Source organism: Citrobacter sp. CK185 (assembly GCF_030333565.1).
Lineage (GTDB): Bacteria > Pseudomonadota > Gammaproteobacteria > Enterobacterales > Enterobacteriaceae > Citrobacter_B > Citrobacter_B koseri.
Window position 1 is genome coordinate 714327 of record NZ_JAOWFR010000023.1, and the last position, 23264, is coordinate 737590.

General features: G+C 52.4%; 21 protein-coding genes, 3 tRNA genes, 1 rRNA gene and 1 pseudogene. 10 read left to right on the forward strand and 16 right to left on the reverse strand.

Going from position 1 to position 23264, the window contains the following annotated elements:
• Positions 1-93: 93 nt before the first annotated feature.
• From OGV79_RS11055 to proB, 3 genes are all read right to left on the reverse strand, one after another.
• Positions 94-169: transfer RNA gene (locus OGV79_RS11055), tRNA-Thr, on the reverse strand.
• A 115-nt stretch (positions 170-284) separates the two neighbouring features.
• Positions 285-1538 (reverse strand): glutamate-5-semialdehyde dehydrogenase, encoded by a 1254-nt coding sequence (proA, locus tag OGV79_RS11060; protein ID WP_200075560.1) that lies wholly within the window; start codon positions 1536-1538, stop codon positions 285-287.
• Between the two features lie 11 nt (positions 1539-1549).
• A complete protein-coding gene (proB, locus tag OGV79_RS11065) occupies positions 1550-2653 on the reverse strand; it encodes a glutamate 5-kinase (RefSeq protein WP_058668604.1) in 1104 nt (367 codons plus the stop codon).
• Positions 2654-2942: 289 nt separating this feature from the next.
• On the opposite strand from proB, the gene phoE reads away from it, so the two are divergent.
• Positions 2943-3995 (forward strand): phosphoporin PhoE, encoded by a 1053-nt coding sequence (phoE, locus tag OGV79_RS11070; protein WP_024130644.1) that lies wholly within the window; start codon positions 2943-2945, stop codon positions 3993-3995.
• A gap of 104 nt (positions 3996-4099) precedes the next feature.
• On the opposite strand, the gene crl is transcribed toward phoE, so the two are convergent.
• The 3 genes from crl to gpt all read right to left on the reverse strand — a co-directional run bounded on the left by crl (position 4100) and on the right by gpt (position 6358).
• The gene (gene crl / locus OGV79_RS11075) at positions 4100-4498 is read right to left on the reverse strand and encodes a sigma factor-binding protein Crl (RefSeq protein WP_047458752.1); all 399 of its coding nucleotides are present in this window, start codon (positions 4496-4498) and stop codon (positions 4100-4102) included.
• Positions 4499-4555: 57 nt separating this feature from the next.
• Positions 4556-5800 carry an esterase FrsA gene (gene frsA, locus OGV79_RS11080; protein ID WP_058668603.1) on the reverse strand — a complete coding sequence of 415 codons (1245 nt, stop codon included), beginning with the start codon at positions 5798-5800 and terminating at the stop codon, positions 4556-4558.
• A gap of 99 nt (positions 5801-5899) precedes the next feature.
• The gene (gene gpt / locus OGV79_RS11085; protein WP_006685917.1) at positions 5900-6358 is read right to left on the reverse strand and encodes a xanthine phosphoribosyltransferase; all 459 of its coding nucleotides are present in this window, start codon (positions 6356-6358) and stop codon (positions 5900-5902) included.
• A 257-nt stretch (positions 6359-6615) separates the two neighbouring features.
• Between gpt and pepD the strand changes: the two genes are divergently transcribed.
• Together pepD and OGV79_RS21705 are read left to right on the forward strand one after the other, a co-directional pair.
• On the forward strand, positions 6616-8073 hold the full coding sequence (gene pepD / locus OGV79_RS11090) for a cytosol nonspecific dipeptidase (RefSeq protein ID WP_049011679.1): 1458 nt from the start codon (positions 6616-6618) through the stop codon (positions 8071-8073).
• 8 nt (positions 8074-8081) lie between these two features.
• Positions 8082-8237: pseudogene (locus OGV79_RS21705) on the forward strand (hypothetical protein); the annotation flags it as partial.
• Here the strand turns inward: OGV79_RS21705 and dinB are convergent.
• On the reverse strand, positions 8193-9248 hold the full coding sequence (dinB, locus tag OGV79_RS11095) for a DNA polymerase IV (RefSeq protein WP_012133777.1): 1056 nt from the start codon (positions 9246-9248) through the stop codon (positions 8193-8195). The pseudogene OGV79_RS21705 and the gene dinB sit on opposite strands and share 45 nt — an antisense overlap.
• A 271-nt stretch (positions 9249-9519) precedes the next feature.
• Between dinB and dpaA the strand changes: the two genes are divergently transcribed.
• Positions 9520-10260: a peptidoglycan meso-diaminopimelic acid protein amidase gene (dpaA, locus tag OGV79_RS11100; protein ID WP_012133778.1), complete on the forward strand. Its 741-nt coding sequence runs from the start codon at positions 9520-9522 to the stop codon at positions 10258-10260.
• Here dpaA and OGV79_RS11105 read toward each other — a convergent pair.
• Positions 10231-10998 carry a class II glutamine amidotransferase gene (locus OGV79_RS11105; RefSeq protein ID WP_012133779.1) on the reverse strand — a complete coding sequence of 256 codons (768 nt, stop codon included), beginning with the start codon at positions 10996-10998 and terminating at the stop codon, positions 10231-10233. The genes dpaA and OGV79_RS11105 overlap by 30 nt on opposite strands.
• 130 nt (positions 10999-11128) lie before the next feature.
• Positions 11129-11707 carry a D-sedoheptulose 7-phosphate isomerase gene (lpcA, locus tag OGV79_RS11110; protein WP_024130646.1) on the reverse strand — a complete coding sequence of 193 codons (579 nt, stop codon included), beginning with the start codon at positions 11705-11707 and terminating at the stop codon, positions 11129-11131.
• Positions 11708-11945: 238 nt separating this feature from the next.
• Here lpcA and fadE point away from each other — a divergent pair, with 238 nt between their 5' ends.
• Both fadE and OGV79_RS11120 read left to right on the forward strand, forming a co-directional pair.
• Positions 11946-14393, forward strand: coding sequence for an acyl-CoA dehydrogenase FadE (gene fadE / locus OGV79_RS11115; RefSeq protein ID WP_286468328.1), 2448 nt, complete (start codon positions 11946-11948; stop codon positions 14391-14393).
• A gap of 107 nt (positions 14394-14500) precedes the next feature.
• The gene (locus tag OGV79_RS11120; RefSeq protein ID WP_047458766.1) at positions 14501-15271 is read left to right on the forward strand and encodes an amidohydrolase; all 771 of its coding nucleotides are present in this window, start codon (positions 14501-14503) and stop codon (positions 15269-15271) included.
• A 115-nt stretch (positions 15272-15386) separates the two neighbouring features.
• On the opposite strand, the gene OGV79_RS11125 is transcribed toward OGV79_RS11120, so the two are convergent.
• A tRNA-Asp gene (locus tag OGV79_RS11125) sits at positions 15387-15463 on the reverse strand.
• 133 nt (positions 15464-15596) lie between these two features.
• A complete protein-coding gene (dnaQ, locus tag OGV79_RS11130) occupies positions 15597-16328 on the reverse strand; it encodes a DNA polymerase III subunit epsilon (RefSeq protein ID WP_024130648.1) in 732 nt (243 codons plus the stop codon).
• Positions 16329-16392: 64 nt separating this feature from the next.
• Here dnaQ and rnhA point away from each other — a divergent pair, with 64 nt between their 5' ends.
• Positions 16393-16860, forward strand: a complete 468-nt coding sequence (rnhA, locus tag OGV79_RS11135; RefSeq protein ID WP_012133784.1) for a ribonuclease HI — start codon at positions 16393-16395, stop codon at positions 16858-16860.
• Here the strand turns inward: rnhA and OGV79_RS11140 are convergent.
• Positions 16857-17579, reverse strand: a complete 723-nt coding sequence (locus OGV79_RS11140) for a class I SAM-dependent methyltransferase (protein ID WP_012133785.1) — start codon at positions 17577-17579, stop codon at positions 16857-16859. The genes rnhA and OGV79_RS11140 overlap by 4 nt on opposite strands.
• 33 nt (positions 17580-17612) lie before the next feature.
• Between OGV79_RS11140 and gloB the strand changes: the two genes are divergently transcribed.
• Both gloB and mltD read left to right on the forward strand, forming a co-directional pair.
• On the forward strand, positions 17613-18368 hold the full coding sequence (gene gloB / locus OGV79_RS11145) for a hydroxyacylglutathione hydrolase (protein ID WP_071260096.1): 756 nt from the start codon (positions 17613-17615) through the stop codon (positions 18366-18368).
• Positions 18369-18439: 71 nt separating this feature from the next.
• Positions 18440-19807, forward strand: a complete 1368-nt coding sequence (gene mltD / locus OGV79_RS11150) for a murein transglycosylase D (protein ID WP_047458772.1) — start codon at positions 18440-18442, stop codon at positions 19805-19807.
• Positions 19808-19855: 48 nt separating this feature from the next.
• Here mltD and OGV79_RS11155 read toward each other — a convergent pair whose 3' ends face one another.
• Positions 19856-20626, reverse strand: a complete 771-nt coding sequence (locus OGV79_RS11155; RefSeq protein WP_248623444.1) for a class I SAM-dependent methyltransferase — start codon at positions 20624-20626, stop codon at positions 19856-19858.
• 76 nt (positions 20627-20702) lie between these two features.
• Complete coding sequence (locus OGV79_RS11160) at positions 20703-21503, reverse strand: endonuclease/exonuclease/phosphatase family protein (RefSeq protein WP_024130650.1); 801 nt, start codon at positions 21501-21503, stop codon at positions 20703-20705.
• 299 nt (positions 21504-21802) lie between these two features.
• Here OGV79_RS11160 and yafC point away from each other — a divergent pair, with 299 nt between their 5' ends.
• Positions 21803-22735: a DNA-binding transcriptional regulator YafC gene (gene yafC / locus OGV79_RS11165; RefSeq protein ID WP_248623445.1), complete on the forward strand. Its 933-nt coding sequence runs from the start codon at positions 21803-21805 to the stop codon at positions 22733-22735.
• A gap of 25 nt (positions 22736-22760) precedes the next feature.
• Here yafC and OGV79_RS11170 read toward each other — a convergent pair.
• Together OGV79_RS11170 and rrf are read right to left on the reverse strand one after the other, a co-directional pair.
• Positions 22761-22837: transfer RNA gene (locus tag OGV79_RS11170), tRNA-Asp, on the reverse strand.
• A 53-nt stretch (positions 22838-22890) separates the two neighbouring features.
• Positions 22891-23006: ribosomal RNA gene (rrf, locus tag OGV79_RS11175) — 5S ribosomal RNA — on the reverse strand.
• Positions 23007-23264: the final 258 nt, after the last annotated feature.

Genomic DNA, 23264 nt, shown 5'->3' on the forward strand with positions numbered 1-23264 from the left:
GACAAGGGTTGACCTCAGATGACTGAAAACAACGTAATATATATGTTTTTAAAGGATTTTGTTGATGTTGATTGACTTGAGAAAACTAGGGGATGGTGCCGATAATAGGAGTCGAACCTACGACCTTCGCATTACGAATGCGCTGCTCTACCAACTGAGCTATATCGGCCCTGAAAGGACATGACCACGAGTGTGAATCACGGGGTAGAAGGTTAAAACTAACCGGGTGATGCGTCAATAGCCTTGTGAATCAAGTGGCTGATTTTGCATCACTCCGGTTTTAATTACGCACGAATGGTATCGTCACCGATGCCGATCCACTTGTAGGTGGTCAGCGCTTCCAGCCCCATTGGGCCGCGTGCGTGTAATTTTTGCGTGCTGACGGCCACTTCCGCGCCAAGGCCAAATTGTCCGCCATCGGTAAATCGGGTAGAAGCATTGACGTAAACGGCGGACGAATCCACTTCATTCACAAAACGATCGGCGTTGCGCAGAGTGCGCGTCAGGATCGCATCGGAATGTTGAGTACCGTGTTCACGAATATGCGCAATTGCGTCATCCAGGCCGGCCACGATTTTCACGTTCAGATCCAACGACAGGAACTCGTCGTCATACTCTTCGGCTTTCACCGCTACCACGTTCGCCGGGCCTGATTTCAGTTGGGCCAGCGCCGTATCGTCAGCATGCAGCGTGACGCCGCTTTCCGCCATTTGCTTGCTCAGCGCAGGCAGAAAACGCGCAGCGATATCCTGATGTACCAGCAGCGTTTCCACCGTGTTGCAGGTACTTGGACGCTGGGTTTTCGCATTGACGATGATCTTCAGAGCCGGTTCGATCTCCGCGCTGTCGTCAACAAAGATATGGCATACGCCAATCCCGCCGGTGATCACCGGGATCGTAGACTGCTCACGGCACAGCTTGTGCAGGCCCGCACCGCCACGAGGGATCAGCATGTCGATGTATTTATCCATACGCAGCATTTCATTGACCAGCGCGCGATCCGGGCTGTCGATCGCCTGAACTGCGCCAGCAGGTAAGCCGCAGGCTTCCAGCGCTTGCTGAATCACCGCAACCGTTGCCGCATTGGTGCGATATGTCTCTTTACCGCCGCGCAGAATCGCCGCGTTGCCGGTTTTCAGGCACAACGAGGCGACGTCAACGGTCACATTGGGACGCGCTTCGTAAATCACGCCAATGACGCCCAGCGGAACACGACGACGTTCCAGACGCAGCCCGCTGTCCAGCAGACCGCCATCAATCACCTGTCCGACCGGGTCGGCCAGGTTACACACCTGACGGACGTCATCGGCAATCGCTTTCAGGCGCGCCGGTGTCAATGCCAGACGATCCAGCATCGCTTCGCTGAGGCCGTTTTCGCGCGCCTCGGCAACGTCCTGGGCGTTAGCGCTCAGGATGCTTTCAGTTTGCGCTTCCAGTTCATCCGCTATTTTTTCCAGTACGCGATTCTTCTCGCGGCTGGAGAGTAGCGCCAGTTTGTAGGACGCCGCTTTGGCAGCAATGCCCATTTGTTCCAGCATATGTCGGCTCCTTAACGGGTAATCATGTCATCGCGATGGACAGCGACCGGGCCATATTCATAGCCAAGAATTGCGTCAATCCGCTGAGAGTGGTGACCAGCAATACGGCGCAGCGCGTCGCTGTTATAACGGGTGACGCCGTGGGCGATATCGCGCCCTTCCTGGTTACGGATGCGGATCACTTCACCACGCGAGAAGTTACCTGTCACGCTTTTAATGCCTTTTGGCAATAATGAGCTACCGCGTTCCAGAATCGCAGATGTCGCCCCTTCATCCACCGTGATTTCACCGGCAGGCGGCGCGCCAAAGATCCAGCGTTTGCGGTTTTCCAGCGGGGAGGCTTGCGCATGGAAACGGGTTCCCGCAGAAATGCCTGCCATAACATCGCCAATCACGCCCGGCTTGCTGCCCGCCGCGATGATGGTGTCGATTCCGGCACGACAGGCAACGTCGGCAGCCTGCAATTTGGTGCCCATTCCCCCGGTTCCCAGGCCAGAGACGCTGTCGCCCGCAATCGCACGCAACGCATCATCAATGCCGTACACGTCTTTAATCAGCTCAGCCTGCGGGTTGGTTCGCGGATCGGCGGTAAACAACCCTTGCTGATCGGTCAGTAACAACAATTTGTCGGCGCCCGCCAGAATGGCGGCCAGCGCGGAAAGATTGTCGTTATCGCCCACTTTTATTTCAGCGGTCGCCACGGCATCGTTTTCATTGATGACAGGGACAATATTGTTGTCCAGCAGCGCACGCAGGGTGTCACGCGCGTTCAGGAAGCGCTCTCTGTCTTCCATATCCGCACGCGTCAGCAGCATCTGCCCGATGTGAATACCGTAGATAGAGAATAGCTGTTCCCAAAGCTGAATCAGACGACTCTGCCCCACCGCCGCCAACAGTTGTTTAGACGCTATGGTCGCCGGGAGTTCCGGGTAGCCAAGATGCTCACGCCCGGCGGCGATAGCGCCCGACGTGACGATCACAATACGATGGCCTGCGGCATGTAGCTGCGCGCATTGACGAACAAGTTCTACGATATGGGCACGGTTCAGGCGGCGCGATCCGCCCGTTAGCACACTGGTGCCGAGTTTTACCACCAGCGTCTGGCTGTCACTCATGATTCTCTGCCATTCAAAATAGGGGAAAATGATATCAAACGAACGTTTTAGCAGGACTGGCCCCGGTTGCCAACAACCAGAGCACAAAGCATGAAATTTTGTTGCGCAGGATCAGCAAGCGTAGCGGCAGTTTCTGACAATTTTATTACCGCAATAATAAATCATCCTTTTTTAAAAATATTCTTAATTTGTCATAAAACCTTCATTGCAGAGCGTTAAAAACCATCCTGTTTTTCACGGGGATCACTCCCAGCGAATATTAGCGCGTAATTTTAAATCAGGAATGAAAATGAAAAAGAGCACTCTGGCATTAGTGGTGATGGGTATTGTTGCATCGGCATCCGTGCAGGCAGCAGAAGTGTATAACAAAAACAGTAATAAACTGGACGTGTATGGCAAAGTAAAAGCGATGCACTACATCAGTGATGATGACAGCAAAGATGGCGACCAGACTTATATCCGCTTTGGCTTTAAAGGCGAAACGCAGATTAACGATCAGCTGACCGGTTACGGTCGCTGGGAAGCTGAGTTCGCCGGTAACAAAACAGAAAGCGAAGGCGGTCAGAAAACCCGTCTGGCTTTTGCGGGTCTGAAGCTGAACGATTTCGGTTCGTTAGATTATGGTCGTAACCTGGGCGCCCTGTACGACGTTGCCGCGTGGACGGATATGTTCCCTGAATTCGGCGGCGACGGCCTTGCACAGACCGACAACTTTATGACCAAACGTGCCAGTGGCCTGGCAACTTACCGTAACACCGATTTCTTCGGCGTTATCGATGGTCTGAACTTAACTCTGCAATATCAGGGTAAAAACGAAAACCGCGACGTCAAAAAGCAGAATGGCGACGGTTTCGGCACATCTCTGAGCTATGACTTCGGCGGCAGCGACTTCGCCATCATCGGCGCATACGCCAATTCAGACCGCACCAATGAGCAGAACCTGCAATCTCGCGGACAAGGTAAAAACGCGGAAGGTTGGGCGACGGGTCTGAAATATGACGCCAATAACATTTACCTGGCGACTATCTATTCTGAAACCCGCAACATGGCGCCTATTTCCGGTGGTTTCGCCAATAAAGCGCAAAACTTCGAAGCGGTTGCCCAGTATCAGTTTGATTTCGGTCTGCGTCCTTCCCTGGGCTATGTTCAGTCTAAAGGCAAAGATATTGAAGGTATCGGTGATGAAGATATCGTGAAATATATCGATGTGGGCGCAACATATTATTTCAATAAAAATATGTCCGCGTTCGTTGATTATAAAATCAACCAGATTGACGATGATAACAAGCTGGGCGTAAGCAGCGATGATATCGTCGCGATTGGTATGACATACCAGTTCTGATTGTCTTAATTTGCCGGATGACGACGCTCAGGCGTCTTATCCGGCCTACTCTTTTGCACTGTTGCAGGCCGGATAAGCGTAGCGTCATCCGGCATTATTCTATGTTACGCCGTTAACTTCACCGGTTCTTTGAAATTATCGGCGGGTTCCAGCGCCAGATTCAGCGAAGTCAGCAGTGCACGCAATTTTTCATGAAACTCGCGCAGGGTGTACTCCAGGCGTTCAACCACTTCGGTCTCTTTAATCGGCACGGCGGTCCAGTTACCTTCTTTGTCAAACAGGCCAAACTGGTAGCTGTAGGTAAAGCGTTTTTCCTGCGCTTCCAGTTCCATCCACCAGCCCCAGAACTCACGTTTCTCAGGCGCTGGCTTCACGTTGACGCAAACAGCCAGGCAATCGAAAAAAAAACGATTATCTTCGCACTGCCCTTCGCGTATATACGGGCCAAGCGCAGTGAATTTCTTGATCAATCTACTTTTCGGGTGTCCACTCGGTAACGTCATTGCGATCTCCTTTGGTGAAGCAACTGTTTTACCAAAACAATAAAATTTAGCAATCCATTAACACAATCTGTGATTGATCCAACCGGTAATTTCTTTCAGCGCAGTGTCAAAATTGCGATACACCGGATTAAACGGAATCTCCATCAGCTTACCGTCGGAAGATGACGAGGTGATGAGCCGGGACTCCTCTTCCGGGCTAAACGGATCGTTTTTCCAGAAGCCAGATAACATCGGCGTTGGGCAGCGTCTGCCAAGCAACCCCTGCACCTTCAGTGAATAACGATTTAGCTCAACGCGCAGCGCTTCATCTGACGCATCATGCATCCCCAGACGGCTTGCCAGCACGTCAAGATACATTTCCGGCACCGTCCCCTGACGTTGTGAATCGCTTAACAACGCATGGACCACCGGCCCCAGACAGGCTACCGCTTTCAGTCGCGGCGCTTCCAGGTAGGCCAGACGTACCGCAACGTTAGCGCCAAAACGAAAACCAAACGCCGCCACCCGGGTATGATCAACCCACGGCACCCCAGGCAGCGCTTTCAACACATGCTGATGCAGCAGACTGGAGTCCTGGGTGAGTTTCCATTTTGACGAGAATCCAACCGACGGCATGTCCAGCGTCAGCATCGCCATACCGCGCGGCGCGAAGTAACGTTCGAACAGGGTGTAATAGTCCGTTTGCATGGAATCCAGGCCGCCGCACATCAGTACGGTCGGGAACGGGCCATCCCCTTTCGGCATATGCAAAAACGCAGTGACAGGCGCACCGCCGGGGATCGCAAACGCCATTTCACGCAGCGAGCCCGGCAAGCGTTGCGCGGCCTCTTCATACGCGCGGTTCGCCAGGGCCTGCGCCTGCTCCGCCAGCTCATCCCCTTTAAGATGTGGGTAAGCCGCAATGTTGTAGAGCGAGGAAGCGTGCAGCCAGTGGCGCCCGCTGCGCTGTGGGTCTGTTTCCTGGCAGGCTTTCTGCTGCCATTCCATCGCCTGTTTCGACCATTCAAAGATCCAGTTACCGCCACGGTAGCCAATCACCGTGTCGTACAGCTCTTTGTCGGTTCGCTCGGCTTCGCTCATTACGATACGCGCCTGCACATCAAGGATTTCTCGCGGATCGATACCGCGCCAGATCCACATCAGACGGTTGATCATGCGATACCAGTGCGGCACGTTTTTACCATCCAGAGTGGACTGCACGGACGGCTGCGTTCCGTGATTGAAGCGCCGGACAAGCGTCGACGTTTCAGGATGTTTGAAGCGGGGTTTAAACAGGGTTTCGCTGAGGTTAGCCTGTGACATTCGTGCAGCCTCCAAGGGTACTTACTGAGGCCTATTGTAACGTGTGTGCGGCTAAAAAAAACAACGCCCGGCATTGCCAGGCGTTGAAAATTTCAGTGATTAGCGACCAGAGATTGGCGGGACGAATACCACGCCCATATCCCACGGCTGCTCAATCCAGGTGTCCTGCGGGATATCAATCACATAATCATCCACCAGCGGGCGGCCAGCCGGTTTAGCGAAGATAGTGACGAAATGAGCTTTAGGGTACATTTCGCGGATAGCAACAGCAGTACCGCCGGTATCGACCAGATCGTCGATCACGATGAAACCTTCACCATCGCCTTCCGCACGTTTCAGCACTTTCAGTTCGCGCTGGTTGTCGTGGTCGTAGCTGGAGATGCAAACGGTATCGACATGGCGAATACCCAACTCACGCGCCAGCAATGCGCCCGGTACCAGACCACCACGGCTGACGGCAATAATGCCTTTCCATTGTTCAGAAGGCATCAGGCGGCTTGCCAGTTTGCGTGCGTGAATCTGCAACATGTCCCAGGTGACGACGTATTTTTCGCTCATGTGAAGTGTCCCAGCCTGTTTATCTACGGCTTAAAAATTGAGGGTGAACCAGGTTGCGCGAGATTATAGAGACCTGACGCGCTAAAAACCAGTGTTTCGCGGAATCCAGCCCTCTTTTTACGTGCTTTATACTACCCGAAGACCAGGAAAGTGGTATTCTCAATCGCATCTCGCAAGCCCGACTTGTGGTGACAATCAATCTGCTAACCCTGTGGCCTGCAAGAAAGTTTTGCAGGACATCGTCAAGGAGACTTATCGTGTCTGAACTGTCTCAATTATCTCCACAACCGCTGTGGGATATTTTTGCAAAAATCTGTTCTATTCCTCATCCGTCCTACCATGAAGAGCAGCTCGCTGAACACATTATGGGCTGGGCCAAAGAGAAAGGTTTCCACGCTGAGCGCGATCGGGTCGGTAATATCCTGATTCGTAAGCCTGCCACCGCAGGTATGGAAAACCGCAAGCCAGTGGTTTTGCAGGCGCACCTAGATATGGTTCCGCAGAAAAACAACGACACCGTACACGACTTCACCAAAGATCCGATCCAGCCTTATATTGACGGCGAGTGGGTAAAAGCCCGCGGCACCACGCTGGGCGCGGATAACGGCATTGGTATGGCTTCCGCGCTGGCCGTTCTGGCTGACGACAACGTCGCACACGGCCCGCTGGAAGTGTTGCTGACCATGACGGAAGAAGCCGGTATGGACGGTGCATTCGGCCTTCAGCCAGGCTGGCTACAGGCCGATATTCTGATCAATACCGACTCCGAAGAAGAAGGTGAGATCTACATGGGCTGTGCAGGCGGTATCGACTTTACCTCTAACCTGCCGCTGTCCCGTGAAGCCATTCCGGCGGGCTTCCAGAGCTTTAAACTGACGCTGAAAGGCCTGAAAGGCGGCCACTCCGGCGGCGAAATCCACGTCGGTCTCGGCAATGCCAACAAGCTGCTGGTGCGCTTCCTGGCGGATCATGCTGAAGAACTGGGTCTGCGTCTGGTTGATTTCAACGGCGGTACGCTGCGTAACGCTATCCCGCGTGAAGCCTTCGCCACCGTTGCTGTAGCGGCAGATAACGTCGATGCGCTGAAAACACGGGTGAACGCTTATCAGGAGATCCTGAAAAACGAGCTGGCAGAGAAAGAGAAGAATCTGGTGGTTCTGCTGGAAGCAGCCGCTAACGACAAAGCGGCGCTGACTGCTTCGTCCCGCGACGGCTTTATCCGTCTGCTGAACGCCACGCCAAACGGCGTGATTCGCAATTCCGACGTAGCGAAAGGCGTGGTTGAGACGTCCCTGAACGTGGGCGTTGTGACCATGACCGACAACAACGTGGAAATCCACTGCCTGATCCGCTCGCTGATCGACAGCGGTAAAGACTACGTGGTGAGCATGCTGGATTCGCTGGGTAAACTGGCTGGCGCGAAAACCGAAGCAAAAGGCGGCTATCCGGGCTGGCAGCCAGATGCGAACTCGCCGGTAATGCACCTGGTGCGTGAAACTTACCAGCGTCTGTTCAATAAGACGCCGAACATCCAGATTATTCACGCGGGTCTGGAATGCGGTCTGTTCAAAAAACCGTACCCGGATATGGACATGGTCTCTATCGGGCCAACCATTACCGGCCCGCACTCTCCAGATGAGCAGGTTCATATCGAAAGCGTCGGTCACTACTGGCGGCTTCTGACTGAACTGCTGAAGTCTATTCCGGCGAAGTAAGTCGCTACGAAACATTGCCGGATGGCGCTGCGCTTATCCGGCCTACAACTAATCCGGCCTACACGCTGATTTGTAGGCCGGATAAGGCGTTTACGCCGCCATCCGGCAATACATCAAAGTCACAGCCCCAGCAGAAGCTGTCTTTCCAGTTGCGGGTCAAGTAGCGTAACGTGTAACCCTACCAGCCGCACGCCCCGCCCTCCCCGCCGCTCATTCCAGGTTTTACGCGCCGTCGTGATTAAATCGTCCTTGCTTAAACGCGGCCAGACGTGCTCCTGAGTGGTCAGCTGGAAATCGTTAAATTTTAATTTAACCCCCTGACGGGCGATGAGCAGGTCAGGCTTCACTTTTGCCAGCCGCCTTTCCAGCTCTGGATATAACCGCTCAATGATCGCCTCGCATTCCGCCCATTCGTGAATATCCTCCGCCAGCGTGCGTTCAACGCCTATCGATTTACGCAGTCTTTCATTGTTCACATCCCGCTCATCAATCCCCTGGCTACGCTCCCATAACACGCGGCCAAACTTACCAAAGCGCTTGAGTAACATCGCCAGATCGTACTTTTGCACGTCTTCACAGGTACGCAGCCCCATCGTTTCCAGCCTGGCCGCAGACACTTTACCCACCCCCGGAATTTTCCCCAGCGGTAAGGTTTTGAGAAACTCAGGAACATCGGCGGGGGTAATCACATATTGCCCATTCGGTTTATTAAGGTCAGAAGCAATTTTTGCCAGAAACTTAACCGGAGCAATACCCGCTGATGCGGTGAGCTGGAGTTCGTTAAAAATCGTCTGACGGATTTCCTGAGCGATAAGCGTGGCGGAGCCGTGGCAATAAGTGCTGTCGGTAACGTCCAGATAGGCCTCATCCAGCGAAAGCGGCTCTATACGCGAGGTATAACGAGAGAAGATTTCACGGATATGCTGCGACGCTTCTTTATACGCCTCAAACCGCCCCGGCAATAGCGTGAGGTGCGGGCAAAGCTTAAGCGCCATACCGGTCGGCATCGCGCTGCGCACGCCAAATTTGCGGGCGGGATAATTTGCCGTACTGATAACGCCCCTGCGCTCGCGGCTGCCGCCGATAGCAATGGGAATATCACGCAGGGCCGGGTTATCGCGCATTTCAACCGCCGCGTAAAAACAGTCCATATCAACATGTATGATTTTGCGCATGGCTCACCTCTGCAATACTGTTTAAGTATACAGTATATTTTGTATTGTGAGAAGCGAGTGGAAATTAAGCCGCGGCAGAATGCGCCGGGTTCTGACTGCCTTGACGGCTAAATTTCAGTATAAAGAGAAACTAAATTGTAAACGCATCGCCTGGGGCTTGCGAAAAACTGCCGTGGTGATAATGTGAGCGCACCAAATACGGATTAGTCTGATTTGGGGACTCTGTTTGCCGTTCTGGCGTGTGTAACCGTTTTATCAAGGAATAAGCAGTATGCGTAAAATCGCATTTTTTCTTGCGATGCTTCTGATCCCGTGCGTCTCATTTGCCGGTTTGCTAAGCAGTAGCAGCCCAACCACGCCAGTCAGCAAAGAATATAAGCAGCAGTTGATGGGGTCGCCTGTCTATATTCAGATCTTTAAAGAAGAGCGTACGCTCGATCTGTACGTCAAGATGGGTGAACAGTATCAGTTGCTCGACAGCTACAAAATTTGCAACTATTCCGGTGGATTAGGCCCCAAACAGCGCCAGGGTGACTTTAAAAGCCCGGAAGGTTTTTACAGCGTCCAGCGTAATCAGCTCAAACCGGACAGCCGTTTCTATAAGGCCATTAATATCGGTTTTCCGAACGCCTATGACCGCGCACACGGTTATGAAGGTAAGTATCTGATGATCCACGGCGCCTGCGTCTCCGTCGGTTGCTATGCCATGACCGACAGCGGCATTGATGAGATTTTCCAGTTTGTAACCGGCGCCCTTGTATTTGGGCAATCCAGCGTACAGGTGAGCATCTATCCCTTCCGCATGACCGATGCAAATATGCAGCGCCATAAGTATTCGTATTACAAAGATTTCTGGACGCAGCTAAAACCGGGCTACGACTACTTTGAGCAAACCCGTAAGCCACCAACAGTTTCCGTTGTTGATGGCCGTTACGTGGTCAGCAAACCGTTGAGCCATGAAGTGGTTCAGCCACAGCTGGCGTCAAACTATACGCTCCCCGAGACAAAATAATCGCCATTCGCCTGGCATAATCTTTTGCCAGGTTTCATTTCCCGTCAGCGGCTGCGTTGCAATCACGGTAACCACATCATTCGGTGTGGTTTGTGAACTGAAGTCGATTTCCACATCCTGATCCAACAGCGTGGCGACGCCAAACGGCGCGCGGCGGGTGATCCAGAATAAATTGGTCGAGCAATAGGCCATAACATAGCGCCCGTCTGACAGCAGCATGTTGAAGACACCTTTCTTACGGAGTTCTTCTGCCAGCGTCGCAATATATTTAAATACCGCCATCATATTGCCCGGCGTGCGCGGATAACGCTGCGTCAGCTTATGCAGCAGCCAGCAGAACGCTTTTTCGCTGTCCGTCTCACCAACCGGGCGAAAATTACCGGTTTCAAGCGATTTGTAGCCGTTGAGCTGCCCGTTATGCGCATACGTCCAGTTACGCCCCCAAAGCTCACGGGTAAACGGATGCGTATTTTCCAGCGCCACTTCCCCACGATTCGCCTGGCGAATATGGGCGACGACGGAACAGGATTTAATGGGATAGTCTTGCACCAGTCTGGCGATGGGCGAATTAAAACTGGGTTGCGGATCTTTAAACGTGCGACACCCTTTACCTTCATAAAACGTAATGCCCCAGCCGTCTTTGTGCGGCCCGGTTCCTCCACCACGCTGAACCAGCCCGGTGAAACTAAAGCAAATATCGGTTGGCACATTGGCGCTCATCCCGAGCAGTTCGCACATACATCACCTACCTTAAAACGCTGAACCGCCTGATGGCGCTGCGCTTATCAGGCCTGGACAAATCAAATGTAGGCCGGATAAGACGCTTTAACGTCATCATCCGGCAAAAACACAGTAAAGAATTATCCGCTTACTTAACCATCTCTTTTTCGATCAATTGGATCAGGATATGAATCACTTTGATATGGATTTCCTGAATACGATCAGCATAACCGAAATGCGGCACGCGAATTTCAATATCCGCCGTCCCTGCCATTTTACCGCCGTCTTTCCCGGTCAGGGTGATGACTTTCATTCCCTTCTCGCGTGCTGCGGCAATCGCTTTAATCACGTTACCAGAGTTGCCCGAAGTTGAGATCCCTAACAGCACATCCCCTTCACGGCCAACCGCTTCAACGTAGCGAGAGAAAACATAGTCGTAACCAAAATCATTACTGACACAGGAGATATGGCTGACGTCAGAAATAGCGATCGCCGGGTAGCCTGGACGGTTTTCGCGGTAGCGACCGGTCAGCTCTTCGGCAAAATGCATCGCGTCGCAATGAGAGCCGCCGTTACCGCAGGAAAGTACCTTGCCACCCGCTTTAAAACTGTCTGCCAGCAGGACCGCCGCGCGCTGAATAGCGTGAATATTGGCTTCATCTTTTAAAAAATTGGCCAGCGTTTCCGCCGCTTCGTTCAGTTCGTTACGAATAAGATCCTGGTACATGAGGATATCCTTCAGCATGAATGTAATTGACAGATGCAGTGTACCGGATAGCGCAGAAAGCGAGAAGCACAAGCCACAGGAATGCCGCTGGCTTTTGATTTTTTGTGCCGGTGAAAACGGCAACAATGTGAGCTTCGTTGTAATTATTTTGTAAACACATTGCTAAAAGAAATGACATCCACTACAACCATATCATCACAAGTGGTCAGACCTCCTACAAGCAAGGGAGCTTTTCGTTATGATGATTTTGAGTATTCTCGCAACGGTTGTTCTGCTCGGCGCGCTGTTTTACCACCGCGTGAGCTTATTCCTCAGCAGCCTGATTTTACTCGCATGGACAGCCGCGCTGGGCGTTGCTGGCCTGTGGTCTATCTGGGTGCTGGTTCCTCTGGCCATTATCCTCGTACCGTTTAACGTTACGCCGATGCGTAAGTCGATGATCTCTGCGCCAGCGTTTCGTAGCTTCCGTAAAGTGATGCCGCCGATGTCGCGCACGGAGAAAGAGGCCATTGATGCCGGTACAACATGGTGGGAAGGCGATCTCTTCCAGGGCAAACCTGACTGGAAAAAATTGCACAACTATCCGCAACCGCATCTGACCGCTGAAGAACAGGCGTTCCTGGATGGCCCGGTAGAAGAAGCCTGCCGTATGGCGAATGATTTCCAGATCACGCACGAATTAGCCGATCTGCCGCCGGAGTTGTGGGACTACCTGGAAGAGCATCGCTTCTTCGCGATGATCATCAAGAAAGAGTACGGTGGCCTGGAGTTTTCGGCGTATGCGCAGTCTCGCGTGCTGCAAAAACTCTCCGGCGTTTCCGGGATTCTGGCGATTACCGTGGGCGTGCCTAACTCATTAGGCCCAGGTGAACTGTTGCAACACTACGGTACTGAAGAGCAGAAAAACCATTACCTGCCGCGTCTGGCGCGTGGTCAGGAGATCCCTTGCTTCGCGCTGACCAGCCCGGAAGCGGGCTCCGATGCGGGCGCAATTCCTGATACCGGCGTTGTCTGCATGGGCGAATGGCAAGGCCAGCAGGTGCTGGGTATGCGCCTGACCTGGAACAAACGTTACATTACGCTGGCCCCTATCGCGACCGTGCTGGGCCTGGCCTTTAAACTCTCTGACCCGGAAAAACTGCTGGGTGGCGAAGAAGAATTGGGTATCACCTGTGCGCTGATCCCGACCTCAACGCCTGGCGTAGAAATTGGTCGCCGTCACTTCCCGCTGAACGTACCGTTCCAGAACGGACCTACGCACGGCAAAGATATTTTTGTGCCAATCGACTACATCATTGGCGGGCCGAAGATGGCAGGCCAGGGCTGGCGTATGCTGGTGGAATGCCTGTCGGTAGGCCGTGGTATCACGCTGCCGTCCAACTCGACCGGCGGGGTTAAATCCGTCGCGCTGGCAACCGGGGCATATGCCCATATTCGTCGCCAGTTCAAAATCTCTATCGGCAAGATGGAAGGTATTGAAGAGGCGCTGGCGCGCATTGCCGGTAACGCCTACGTAATGGACGCCGCAGCGTCGCTGATTACCTACGGCATTATGCTGGGTGAAAAACCGGCGGTGCTATCAGCTATCGTCAAGTACCACTGTACCCATCGCGGCCAGCAGTCCATCATCGACGCAATGGACATTACCGGTGGTAAAGGCATTATGCTCGGCGAAAGCAACTTCCTGGCGCGTTCTTACCAGGGGGCGCCTATCGCCATCACCGTTGAAGGTGCGAATATCCTGACCCGCAGCATGATGATCTTCGGTCAGGGGGCGATTCGCTGTCATCCGTATGTTCTGGAAGAGATGGCCGCCGCGCAAAGCAACGATGTGAATGCGTTCGACAATCTGCTGTTTAAACATATCGGCCATGTCGGTAGCAACAAAGTACGCAGCTTCTGGCTCGGTCTGACCCGCGGCCTGACCAGCTACACCCCAACCAGCGACGCAACGAAACGTTATTACCAGCACCTTAACCGACTGAGCGCCAACCTGGCCCTGCTGTCTGATGTCTCAATGGCGGTGTTGGGCGGTAGCCTGAAACGTCGTGAACGTATCTCCGCACGCCTGGGCGATATTTTAAGCCAGCTGTATCTGGCCTCCGCCGTGCTGAAACGCTATGACGATGAAGGCCGTAACGAAGCCGATTTGCCGCTGGTGCACTGGGGCGTACAGGATGCGTTGTATCAGGCGGAGCAAGCGATGGATGAACTGCTGCAAAACTTCCCGAACCGTTTTGTTGCGGGTCTGCTGAACGTGGTGATCTTCCCAACCGGTCGTCACTACCTTGCCCCTTCCGACAAGCTGGATCATAAGGTCGCGCAGATTCTACAAGTACCGAGTGCAACCCGTTCACGTATCGGTCGCGGTCAATACCTGACGCCGAGCGAGCATAACCCGGTCGGTTTGCTGGAAGAAGCGCTGCTGGACGTAATAGCGGCAGATCCTATCCACCAGCGGATCTGCAAAGAGCTGGGTAAAAATCTGCCGTTTACCCGTCTGGATGAACTGGCGCATAACGCGCTGGCAAAAGGGCTGATTGATAACGATGAAGCCGCCATTCTGGTGAAAGCGGAAGAAAGCCGTCTGCGCAGCATTAACGTTGATGATTTTGATGCCGACGCGCTGGCGACTCAGCCGGTAAAGTTGCCAGAGAAGCAAGTGCGTAAAGTAGAAGCCGCTTAATCCCCATCTCCCCTGAAAGCCCCGCTTCTGCGGGGCTTTTTATTGCCACATTTTCGTTGATGCTCATGCTACAGTGTAAAAATGCTGTTCAACGAGGAGCCCCGATCGTGCCTGGTTTGAAAATTACCCTGTTGCAACAACCGCTGGTCTGGATGGACGGTCCGGCCAATTTACGTCATTTTGACAGACTGCTGGAAACCATCACCGGACGTGACGTCATTGTTTTACCTGAAATGTTTACCACCGGTTTTGCAATGGAAGCCGCACTTCAGTCACTCCCGCAAGAAGATGCGATCGACTGGATGCAGGCCAAAGCACAACAGACTGATGCCCTGATTGCGGGCAGCGCTGCGTTGCAAACCGAACGTGGCCCGGTAAACCGTTTTTTACTGGTTGAACCTGACGGCAACGTTCATTGCTATGATAAACGCCATCTGTTCCGCATGGCGGATGAACATCATCATTACCAGGCGGGCGATAAACGTGTTGTCGTTGAATGGCGCGGCTGGCGTATTCTGCCGTTAGTGTGTTATGACCTGCGTTTTCCGGTATGGTCCCGCAATCTTAATGATTATGACCTGGCGCTGTATGTAGCAAACTGGCCTGCTCCGCGTTCGCTACACTGGCAGGCGCTGCTCACCGCACGCGCGATTGAAAACCAGGCCTATGTAGCAGGCTGCAACCGTGTTGGCACTGATGGCAACGGGCACCATTACCGTGGGGACAGCCGGGTGATTAACCCGCAAGGAGAGATTATCGCCACCGCCGAGCCACATCAGGCGACACGTATTGATGCAGATCTGTCGCTCACGGCGTTACGGGAATACCGCGAGAAATTTCCGGCATGGCAGGACGCCGACCCATTCACGTTACGCTGATGATTGTTCATCCTTCTCTGCAACGATTCTGGCATTTCTACAGAGAAGGATAATTTTTGTTGAAGGCTAAAACGACGAAAGCCTGAATCATTTCTGATTCAGGCTTTCTGAATAGTGGCGGAACGGACGGGACTCGAACCCGCGACCCCCTGCGTGACAGGCAGGTATTCTAACCAACTGAACTACCGCTCCGCGTTGTGTTCCTCTTGGGAACGAAGCGCATATTACGGATTGCCTCGCACCTCGTCAACGGTTTTTCTCACGTTTTGAATCGTTTGCTGTAAAAATCACCCGGACGGCTATTTTTACGTCGTAAAACCCCGAATTACGCCCGCCAGAGGCAACTTCCGCCTTTCTTCTGCACCAGGTCGAGACGCGACTCATGCGCCATCAGCTCTTCATCAGTCGCTAAAACAACGCGTAACTTGCTGGCCTGGCGGACAATACGCTGGATTGTCGCTTCACCCTGCTGTTGCTGCGTTTCCCCTTCCATTGAGAAGGCCATCGACGTTTGCCCGCCGGTCATCGCCAGATAGACATCGGCCAGAATCTGGGCATCGAGCAATGCGCCGTGCAGCGTACGTTTGCTGTTATCTATCTCATAGCGTGAACAAAGCGCATCAAGGCTGTTACGCTTGCCGGGGAACATCCTCCTCGCCAGCGCCAGGCTATCGGTGATTTTGCAGAACTCGCTTGTTTTCGGAATACCACGACTGAGCTTGGCGAACTCATAATCCATAAAGCCGATATCAAACGATGCGTTATGGATCACCAGTTCCGCGCCACGGATATACTCCAGGAAGTCGTCAACCACATCGGCAAAAACGGGTTTATCAAGCAGAAATTCATCCGCAATACCGTGTACGCCGAACGCTTCCGGGTCCACCAGTCGGTCCGGTTTTAGATAGACGTGGAAGTTATTGCCGGTAAGGCGGCGGTTCACGACCTCGACGGCACCGATCTCAATGATCTTATGGCCTTCGTAGTGGGCGCCGATCTGGTTCATACCGGTGGTTTCGGTATCGAGGACGATCTGTCGTGTAATTGCAGTGCTCATAGCGGTCATTTATGTCAGACTTGTCGTTTTACGATCGATTTCAATTACAGGAAGTCTACCAGAGATGCTTAAACAGGTAGAAATTTTCACCGATGGCTCTTGCCTGGGAAATCCAGGTCCTGGTGGTTATGGCGCTATTTTACGCTATCGCGGCCATGAAAAAACCTTTAGTGAAGGATATAGCCTCACAACTAACAATCGCATGGAGCTTATGGCGGCCATCGTCGCGCTGGAAGCGTTAAAAGAACATTGTGAAGTCACATTAAGCACGGACAGCCAGTATGTCCGTCAGGGAATTACGCAATGGATCCACAACTGGAAAAAGCGCGGCTGGAAAACAGCAGAGAAAAAGCCGGTAAAGAATGTCGATCTCTGGAAGCGCCTTGATGCCGCGCTGGGCCAACATCAAATCAAATGGGAATGGGTAAAAGGCCATGCCGGCCATCCTGAAAACGAACGTTGCGATGAGCTGGCGCGTGCGGCAGCGATGAATCCTACGCAGGAAGACGTTGGCTATCAGGCAGAGGCTTAAGCGTCTGGCTTACGGTATTGCCGGGTCGCACCCACGGCCTGGCGAATCCGCGCTTTGCTTTTATTTTGTTTCATCGGGTTAAGCGTAAGCGGGATGGTTCGCTTACGCGCCACAATCAGTTGCAGGCAGCCCAGCGCCGGAATATGCGTGCTCAGCAGCTTTCCCCCTTGCTTTGACCAGGGTAAAACATGAAAACGGCTGTAGTGCAGCACTTCAAAATTCAATAACGAGAGCCAGTCCAGTTGGCGCATCAGCGTAAACATCCGGCTGTTATAAGGTGAAGATTTACGCAAGACGGGCACCAGCTTACGCAGGCCCATCAGACTAATCGGGTTAAAACCACTCAAAACCAGCCAACCATCATCAATTAACACCCGATCGGCTTCACGCAGTAACCGATGTGGGTCGACGCACCACGGTAGCGTATGCGCCAACAGACAAACATCAACAGACTTATCGGCAAAGGGAAGATGTAAAGGATCGGCCTGAACCTGGACGGGCGCGCCTTGCAGGGAAATATTGACTTGATGAGAAACGGCGCACGCTTCAGAGTTGATTTCTGCGCTTAAATTACCAATTTTAAGCAAATGAAAACCATACATTTTGGCGAACCACGGGTTAAGCTGATGCTCCAGCGCCTCACGATAGTATTCACCCCAGGGCAAATCGCCCCAGCGATGGGGAGCTATGACTGTTTGAGGGATCCTTGCCGGTTTCATCACAACCTTCCGCTACGCACTAAGAGGTAATTTATGAATCTTAACAGTATTCCCGCATTTCAGGACAATTACATCTGGGTTCTGAGTAATAATGAAGGACGTTGTCTGATCGTTGATCCTGGCGAAGCGGCTCCCGTGCTAAACGCCATCAAAGAGAAGAACTGGCAGCCGGAAGCGATTTTCCTCACTCACCATCACCACGACCATGTTGGCGGCGTGAAAGAACTTCTTCAACATTTTCCGCACGTAGTGGTTTACGGACCGGCAGAAACACAAGATAAGGGAACCACGCGCGTAGTCAAAGATGGCGATAGCGCCCTCGTTTTAGGGCATGAATTTAGTATATTTGCCACACCGGGTCACACTTTAGGACATATCTGTTACTTTAGCCACCCTTACCTTTTCTGCGGCGACACCCTTTTCTCTGGAGGTTGTGGACGCCTGTTTGAAGGTACAGCCTCACAGATGTATCAATCACTTAAAAAAATCAGCGCCCTTCCTGACGATACGCTGATTTGTTGCGCACATGAGTATACTTTAGCAAACATGAAGTTTGCATTGAGCATCCTACCGCACGATTCGTTCATAAATGAATATTATCGTAAAGTTAATGAGTTACGCGCAAAAAACCAAATTACACTCCCCGTAATTCTGAAAAATGAGCGGAAAAATAATATTTTTTTGAGAACGAAAGATCCTGATTTAATTAATGAAATAAACAAAGAAACAAAGTTGCAACAACCTGAAGAGCGTTTTGCTTGGTTAAGGTCAAAGAAAGACAGCTTCTGACAATTCCTACTTGTCATTGGCGAACTTCGCCGTTATGATCGGTCGTCTTTTAAGCAACTATTGACACACACATGAAGGCAAAAGCGATATTACTCGCCTCTGTCCTGCTTGTGGGGTGCCAGTCGTCTCAGAACACTGGCAACGTCCAACAGCACGCACAGAGCCTTTCTGCAGCTGGTCAAGGGGAAGCAGGAAAGTTTACGAGTCAGGCACGATGGATGGACGATGGGACGTCTCTCGCGCCGGATCAAGACTTGTGGGCTTTCATTGGCGACGAGCTAAAGATGGGAATTCCGGAGAACAACCGGATACGCGAACAGAAACAGAAGTATTTACGCAATAAGAGCTATCTCCACGATGTAACTTTACGGGCAGAGCCGTATATGTACTGGATAGCCGGGCAGGTTAAGAAACGTAACATGCCGATGGAACTGGTACTACTACCCATAGTGGAGAGCGCTTTTGACCCACACGCAACGTCTGGCGCCAATGCCGCAGGCATCTGGCAGATCATTCCGAGCACAGGGCGCAATTATGGTTTGAAACAGACCCGCAATTATGATGCGCGTCGTGACGTTGTGGCTTCCACAACGGCCGCGTTAGACATGATGCAGCGTCTGAATAAGATGTTTGATGGCGACTGGCTGTTGACCGTTGCAGCTTATAATAGCGGCGAAGGTCGCGTGATGAAGGCAATCAAAGCGAATAAGGCGCGTGGCAAAGCCACCGACTTCTGGTCGCTTTCGTTACCTCAGGAAACGAAGCTGTACGTGCCAAAAATGCTGGCATTGAGTGATATTCTCAAAAACAGCAAACGCTATGGCGTGCGTCTGCCAACCACAGACGAAAGCCGTGCGCTGGCGCGCGTTCGTTTGAGTAGCCCGGTTGAGATGGCGCAGGTTGCAGATATGGCGGGCATGTCCGTCACCAAGCTGAAGGCGTTTAATGCTGGCGTGAAAGGCTCTACGCTAGGCGTTAGCGGCCCACAGTACGTGATGGTGCCAAAGAAGCATGCAGAACAACTGCGTGAGTCTCTGGCTTCAGGCGAAATTGCTGCCGTACAGTCTACGCTGGTCGCAGACAATACGCCGCTGAACAGCCGTAGCTACAAAGTTCGCTCTGGCGATACGCTTTCCGGCATCGCGGCACGCCTTGGCGTGAGCACGAAAGATTTGCAGCAGTGGAATAGTCTGCGCGGATCTAACCTGAAAGTGGGCCAAAGTCTGACGATTGGCGCAGGCAGTAGCGCACAGCGTCTGGCCAACAACAGCGATAGCATTACCTATCGTGTGCGGAAAGGTGATTCGCTTTCGAGTATCGCCAAACGTCACGGGGTGAACATCAAAGATGTGATGCGCTGGAACAGCGATACAGCAAATCTGCAACCAGGCGATCAGCTAACGTTGTTTGTGAAGAACAGCAGCACACCTGACTCCTGATAGCATGACTCAGAAAAGGCACTGGTTTCCCCCCAGTGCCTTTTTTATTTATGCCGCTTTATGCGCCTCAACCATAATCGTATCGCTGGTAAACGAACCGTCCTCCTGCAAAGCGAAATACGCTTTTACCTCCGCGGATGCGCTCTTCTGATACAAACGAATAGCCTCAACCAGCGCCGCAGGCGTACGCATTCTCGCTACCCATGAACTGAACTCCAGCGGTAAGCGGTCCGTTAACAACGTATCGACAATCAGATTCGCATCATTCACCAGAGACAGCCACTCACCGCTGGAGTAGTTACGTACATGAGAAGTGTCGCGTAACGCTTCTACAGTCTGTAACCAGATATCGCGCACCGGATGCCCAGGCGACATCACATCCATCATAATCAACACGCCACCCGCTTTCAGGACCCGGTTGGCTTCACGCAGTGCCTGCCCAACATCATGCCAGTGGTGTGCAGAATAGCGGCTAATCACAACATCAAAGGCGTGATCCTCAAACGGCAGATTTTCAGCATACCCCTGTCGGGTCGCGATATTTTCTAAACCTTTCTCTTTCGCCGCCTGTACGACGACCTCAAGCATCTGCGAAGACAAATCGTAAGCCACCACCTGCTTTACGTTCTGCGCAGCAATAAAACTGGCGTGCCCGGCGCCACATCCCATATCCAGTACGCTGGCATGCGGAAAAGAGGACAGCCGTTCCGCCAGTCGCTGTAAGTCACGACCAGAAGCATGAACGGTGCTGGTTAAATAGGCATTTGCCTGAGAGCCAAACTGCTTTTCGACGTTGTCATGGTGGGAGTGTGTTGTCATCGTGTTGTCCTTTGGTTGTTTGCAAAATAAAGGGCAGCACCACTTCAGGCCTGCCCCACGGCAGACCTGACACACCTTATTGTTCAGGTTTGCCGGGACTGAATTCAACGAGTAGCGGGTTATGATCGGACGCGCGCGTGACCAGTACGGAAGCCTCGCTAACGTTCAAACCTCGATAAAACACAAAATCAAGAGGACGGCCAAACGCCCGTCGGCGCTGATCGTCAGTAAAACGTACCTGGCGCAGGGACATCTCGCGCGCAAAGCGATACAGCGCATTCATTCGTGGTCGGCTCCAGGCATTGAAATCACCAGCCATAATCACTGGGCCGCTGTGATGCGCAATTTGATCGCCAATAGGAAGTAACTGCTTACTATACACATCCACCCCAAGACTGAAGTTAACGGCGTGAATGTTTACCACCATCAATAATCGCGTATCAGGCAAAGGATAAACGGTCACCAGCGCTGACTTCGCCAGACGTAAGATGGGCTCACGTTCGCGCAGCGGGCAACAGTAGACGGGATGAGCAGCAGAAAGCGTCATAACACCCGAAGGATGCTGAGGTAACACAAAAGCGGGAACCTGATCGGCGGCAAGATAGTTAGCGGTCGCAAACTGCACCAGTTCGGGCGTGGTTTGCGCTTCCTGTAATAAAACCAGGTGCGCATCTTTGCCAAAGTTTTTCAGCACCGATAACCATTCGGCCCGCTGCTGTTTAAAGATATTCCACACCAGAATCCGAATGCGGTCTTCACTGCTTAACGGCACTCCGGCGGGTAATGCCTGGCCAATACTCGCAAACGACCCAGGCGGTAAAATCCGCTCGGCGGGTTGTCCGGCAATATAGCGCATGGCATAAGTATTTTTTCGCACGTTTGACTTTAAAACCTCTGTAACGTCAACCAGCCCGGGCACGGACTGGTTATTCTGTTATAGGGATTTTAGCTCACACTTTCAACGAGCAGTTACATATTGTTTTGTAAGCAAGCGCTTACCTCCGTAAATTTAACCAGGAACAACGCGAACTGGCCTATCCAATCGATCACAGGTTAACGCCGTCAGAACAGGCTCTCCGGCCACCACACCTCACGCGCAGATTGAAACCAACAGCCCAGGGTGTTTTAATGAAAAAATAGCCAAAATATCAATGTAATTTTGCTTCAGGTGCAAAAATGAAAGCTACATCAGAAGAACTCGTGATATTTGTTGCCGTAGTCGAAAGCGGTAGCTTTAGCCGCGCTGCGGAGCAACTTGGACAGGCGAATTCTGCGGTCAGCCGGGCAGTCAAAAAGCTGGAAATGAAACTGGGCGTGAGTCTGCTTAATCGCACAACACGCCAGTTGAGTCTGACGGAAGAAGGCGAACGTTATTTTCGTCGCGTGCAGTCGATACTACAAGACATGGCCGCCGCTGAAACGGAGGTGATGGAAACGCGAAGCACTCCACGCGGCCTGTTGCGTATTGACGCCGCCACGCCGGTGATACTGCACTTTCTGATGCCGCTGGTTAAGCCTTTTCGCGAGCGTTATCCAGAAATGACGCTATCACTGGTTTCCTCAGAAACATTCATCAATCTGATTGAACGAAAGGTCGATGTCGCCATACGTGCCGGAACGCTGACCGATTCAAGCCTGCGCGCCCGCCTGCTCTTTACCAGTTATCGAAAGATTATCGCGTCGCCGGATTATATTGCCCGCTTTGGCAAACCCGAAACCATTGAAGAGTTAAAACAGCATCTATGTCTCGGATTCACTGAACCGGCTTCGCTCAATACATGGCCTGTAGCATGTAGCGACGGGCAACTCCATGAAATCAGCAGCGGTCTGTCGTCAAATAGCGGTGAGACGCTCAAGCAGCTTTGTCTGAGTGGTAACGGGATCGCCTGCCTGTCTGACTATATGATTGATAAAGAAATCGCGCGGGGAGAGCTTGTGGAGCTGATGGCCGATAAGCGCCTACCGGTAGAGATGCCTTTCAGTGCCGTTTATTACAGCGATCGTGCGGTCAGTACCCGCATTCGGGCATTTATCGATTTTCTCAGCGATCATGTAAAAACAGCCCCCGAAGGAGCTGTAATGGAACAGCAGGCAAGAAAAAAGCCCTGAGCGTTAGCTCAGGGCTCTTAATAAGTGGCGGAACGGACGGGACTCGAACCCGCGACCCCCTGCGTGACAGGCAGGTATTCTAACCAACTGAACTACCGCTCCACCGAATTTTTCTACATCCACTGATTTCACATCAGCTTACTGCTTAATTTGATGCCTGGCAGTTCCCTACTCTCGCATGGGGAGACCCCACACTACCATCGGCGCTACGGCGTTTCACTTCTGAGTTCGGCATGGGGTCAGGTGGGACCACCGCGCTAGTGCCGCCAGGCAAATTCTTTGTGCCCTTAAAACGAATCTTTTACCCTGATACTGCGTTGGCTGCGCTCGTAAACTCAGTCACATACCTGTGTATGCTCCTTCCTTTCCTTCGCTTGCCGCCTTGTCTCAGCGTAAAATCTTTCGTTTTCGCAAAATCTGTAATCAAAGCTGAAAATCGTCTCTCAAATCGCCAAAACATCTTCGGCGTTGTAAGGTTAAGCCTCACGGTTCATTAGTACCGGTTAGCTCAACGCATCGCTGCGCTTAC

Coding starts and splice junctions, on each gene's coding strand:
- gloB (WP_071260096.1), top strand. CDS start 17,613: ATGAATCTTAACAGTATTCCCGCATTTCAGGACAATTACATCTGGGTT.
- rnhA (WP_012133784.1), top strand. CDS start 16,393: ATGCTTAAACAGGTAGAAATTTTCACCGATGGCTCTTGCCTGGGAAAT.
- dpaA (WP_012133778.1), top strand. CDS start 9,520: ATGCGTAAAATCGCATTTTTTCTTGCGATGCTTCTGATCCCGTGCGTC.
- mltD (WP_047458772.1), top strand. CDS start 18,440: ATGAAGGCAAAAGCGATATTACTCGCCTCTGTCCTGCTTGTGGGGTGC.
- lpcA (WP_024130646.1), bottom strand. CDS start 11,707: ATGTACCAGGATCTTATTCGTAACGAACTGAACGAAGCGGCGGAAACG.
- OGV79_RS11105 (WP_012133779.1), bottom strand. CDS start 10,998: ATGTGCGAACTGCTCGGGATGAGCGCCAATGTGCCAACCGATATTTGC.
- dnaQ (WP_024130648.1), bottom strand. CDS start 16,328: ATGAGCACTGCAATTACACGACAGATCGTCCTCGATACCGAAACCACC.
- OGV79_RS11155 (WP_248623444.1), bottom strand. CDS start 20,626: ATGACAACACACTCCCACCATGACAACGTCGAAAAGCAGTTTGGCTCT.
- phoE (WP_024130644.1), top strand. CDS start 2,943: ATGAAAAAGAGCACTCTGGCATTAGTGGTGATGGGTATTGTTGCATCG.
- gpt (WP_006685917.1), bottom strand. CDS start 6,358: ATGAGCGAAAAATACGTCGTCACCTGGGACATGTTGCAGATTCACGCA.
- fadE (WP_286468328.1), top strand. CDS start 11,946: ATGATGATTTTGAGTATTCTCGCAACGGTTGTTCTGCTCGGCGCGCTG.
- OGV79_RS11140 (WP_012133785.1), bottom strand. CDS start 17,579: ATGAAACCGGCAAGGATCCCTCAAACAGTCATAGCTCCCCATCGCTGG.
- crl (WP_047458752.1), bottom strand. CDS start 4,498: ATGACGTTACCGAGTGGACACCCGAAAAGTAGATTGATCAAGAAATTC.
- proA (WP_200075560.1), bottom strand. CDS start 1,538: ATGCTGGAACAAATGGGCATTGCTGCCAAAGCGGCGTCCTACAAACTG.
- dinB (WP_012133777.1), bottom strand. CDS start 9,248: ATGCGCAAAATCATACATGTTGATATGGACTGTTTTTACGCGGCGGTT.
- frsA (WP_058668603.1), bottom strand. CDS start 5,800: ATGTCACAGGCTAACCTCAGCGAAACCCTGTTTAAACCCCGCTTCAAA.
- yafC (WP_248623445.1), top strand. CDS start 21,803: ATGAAAGCTACATCAGAAGAACTCGTGATATTTGTTGCCGTAGTCGAA.
- proB (WP_058668604.1), bottom strand. CDS start 2,653: ATGAGTGACAGCCAGACGCTGGTGGTAAAACTCGGCACCAGTGTGCTA.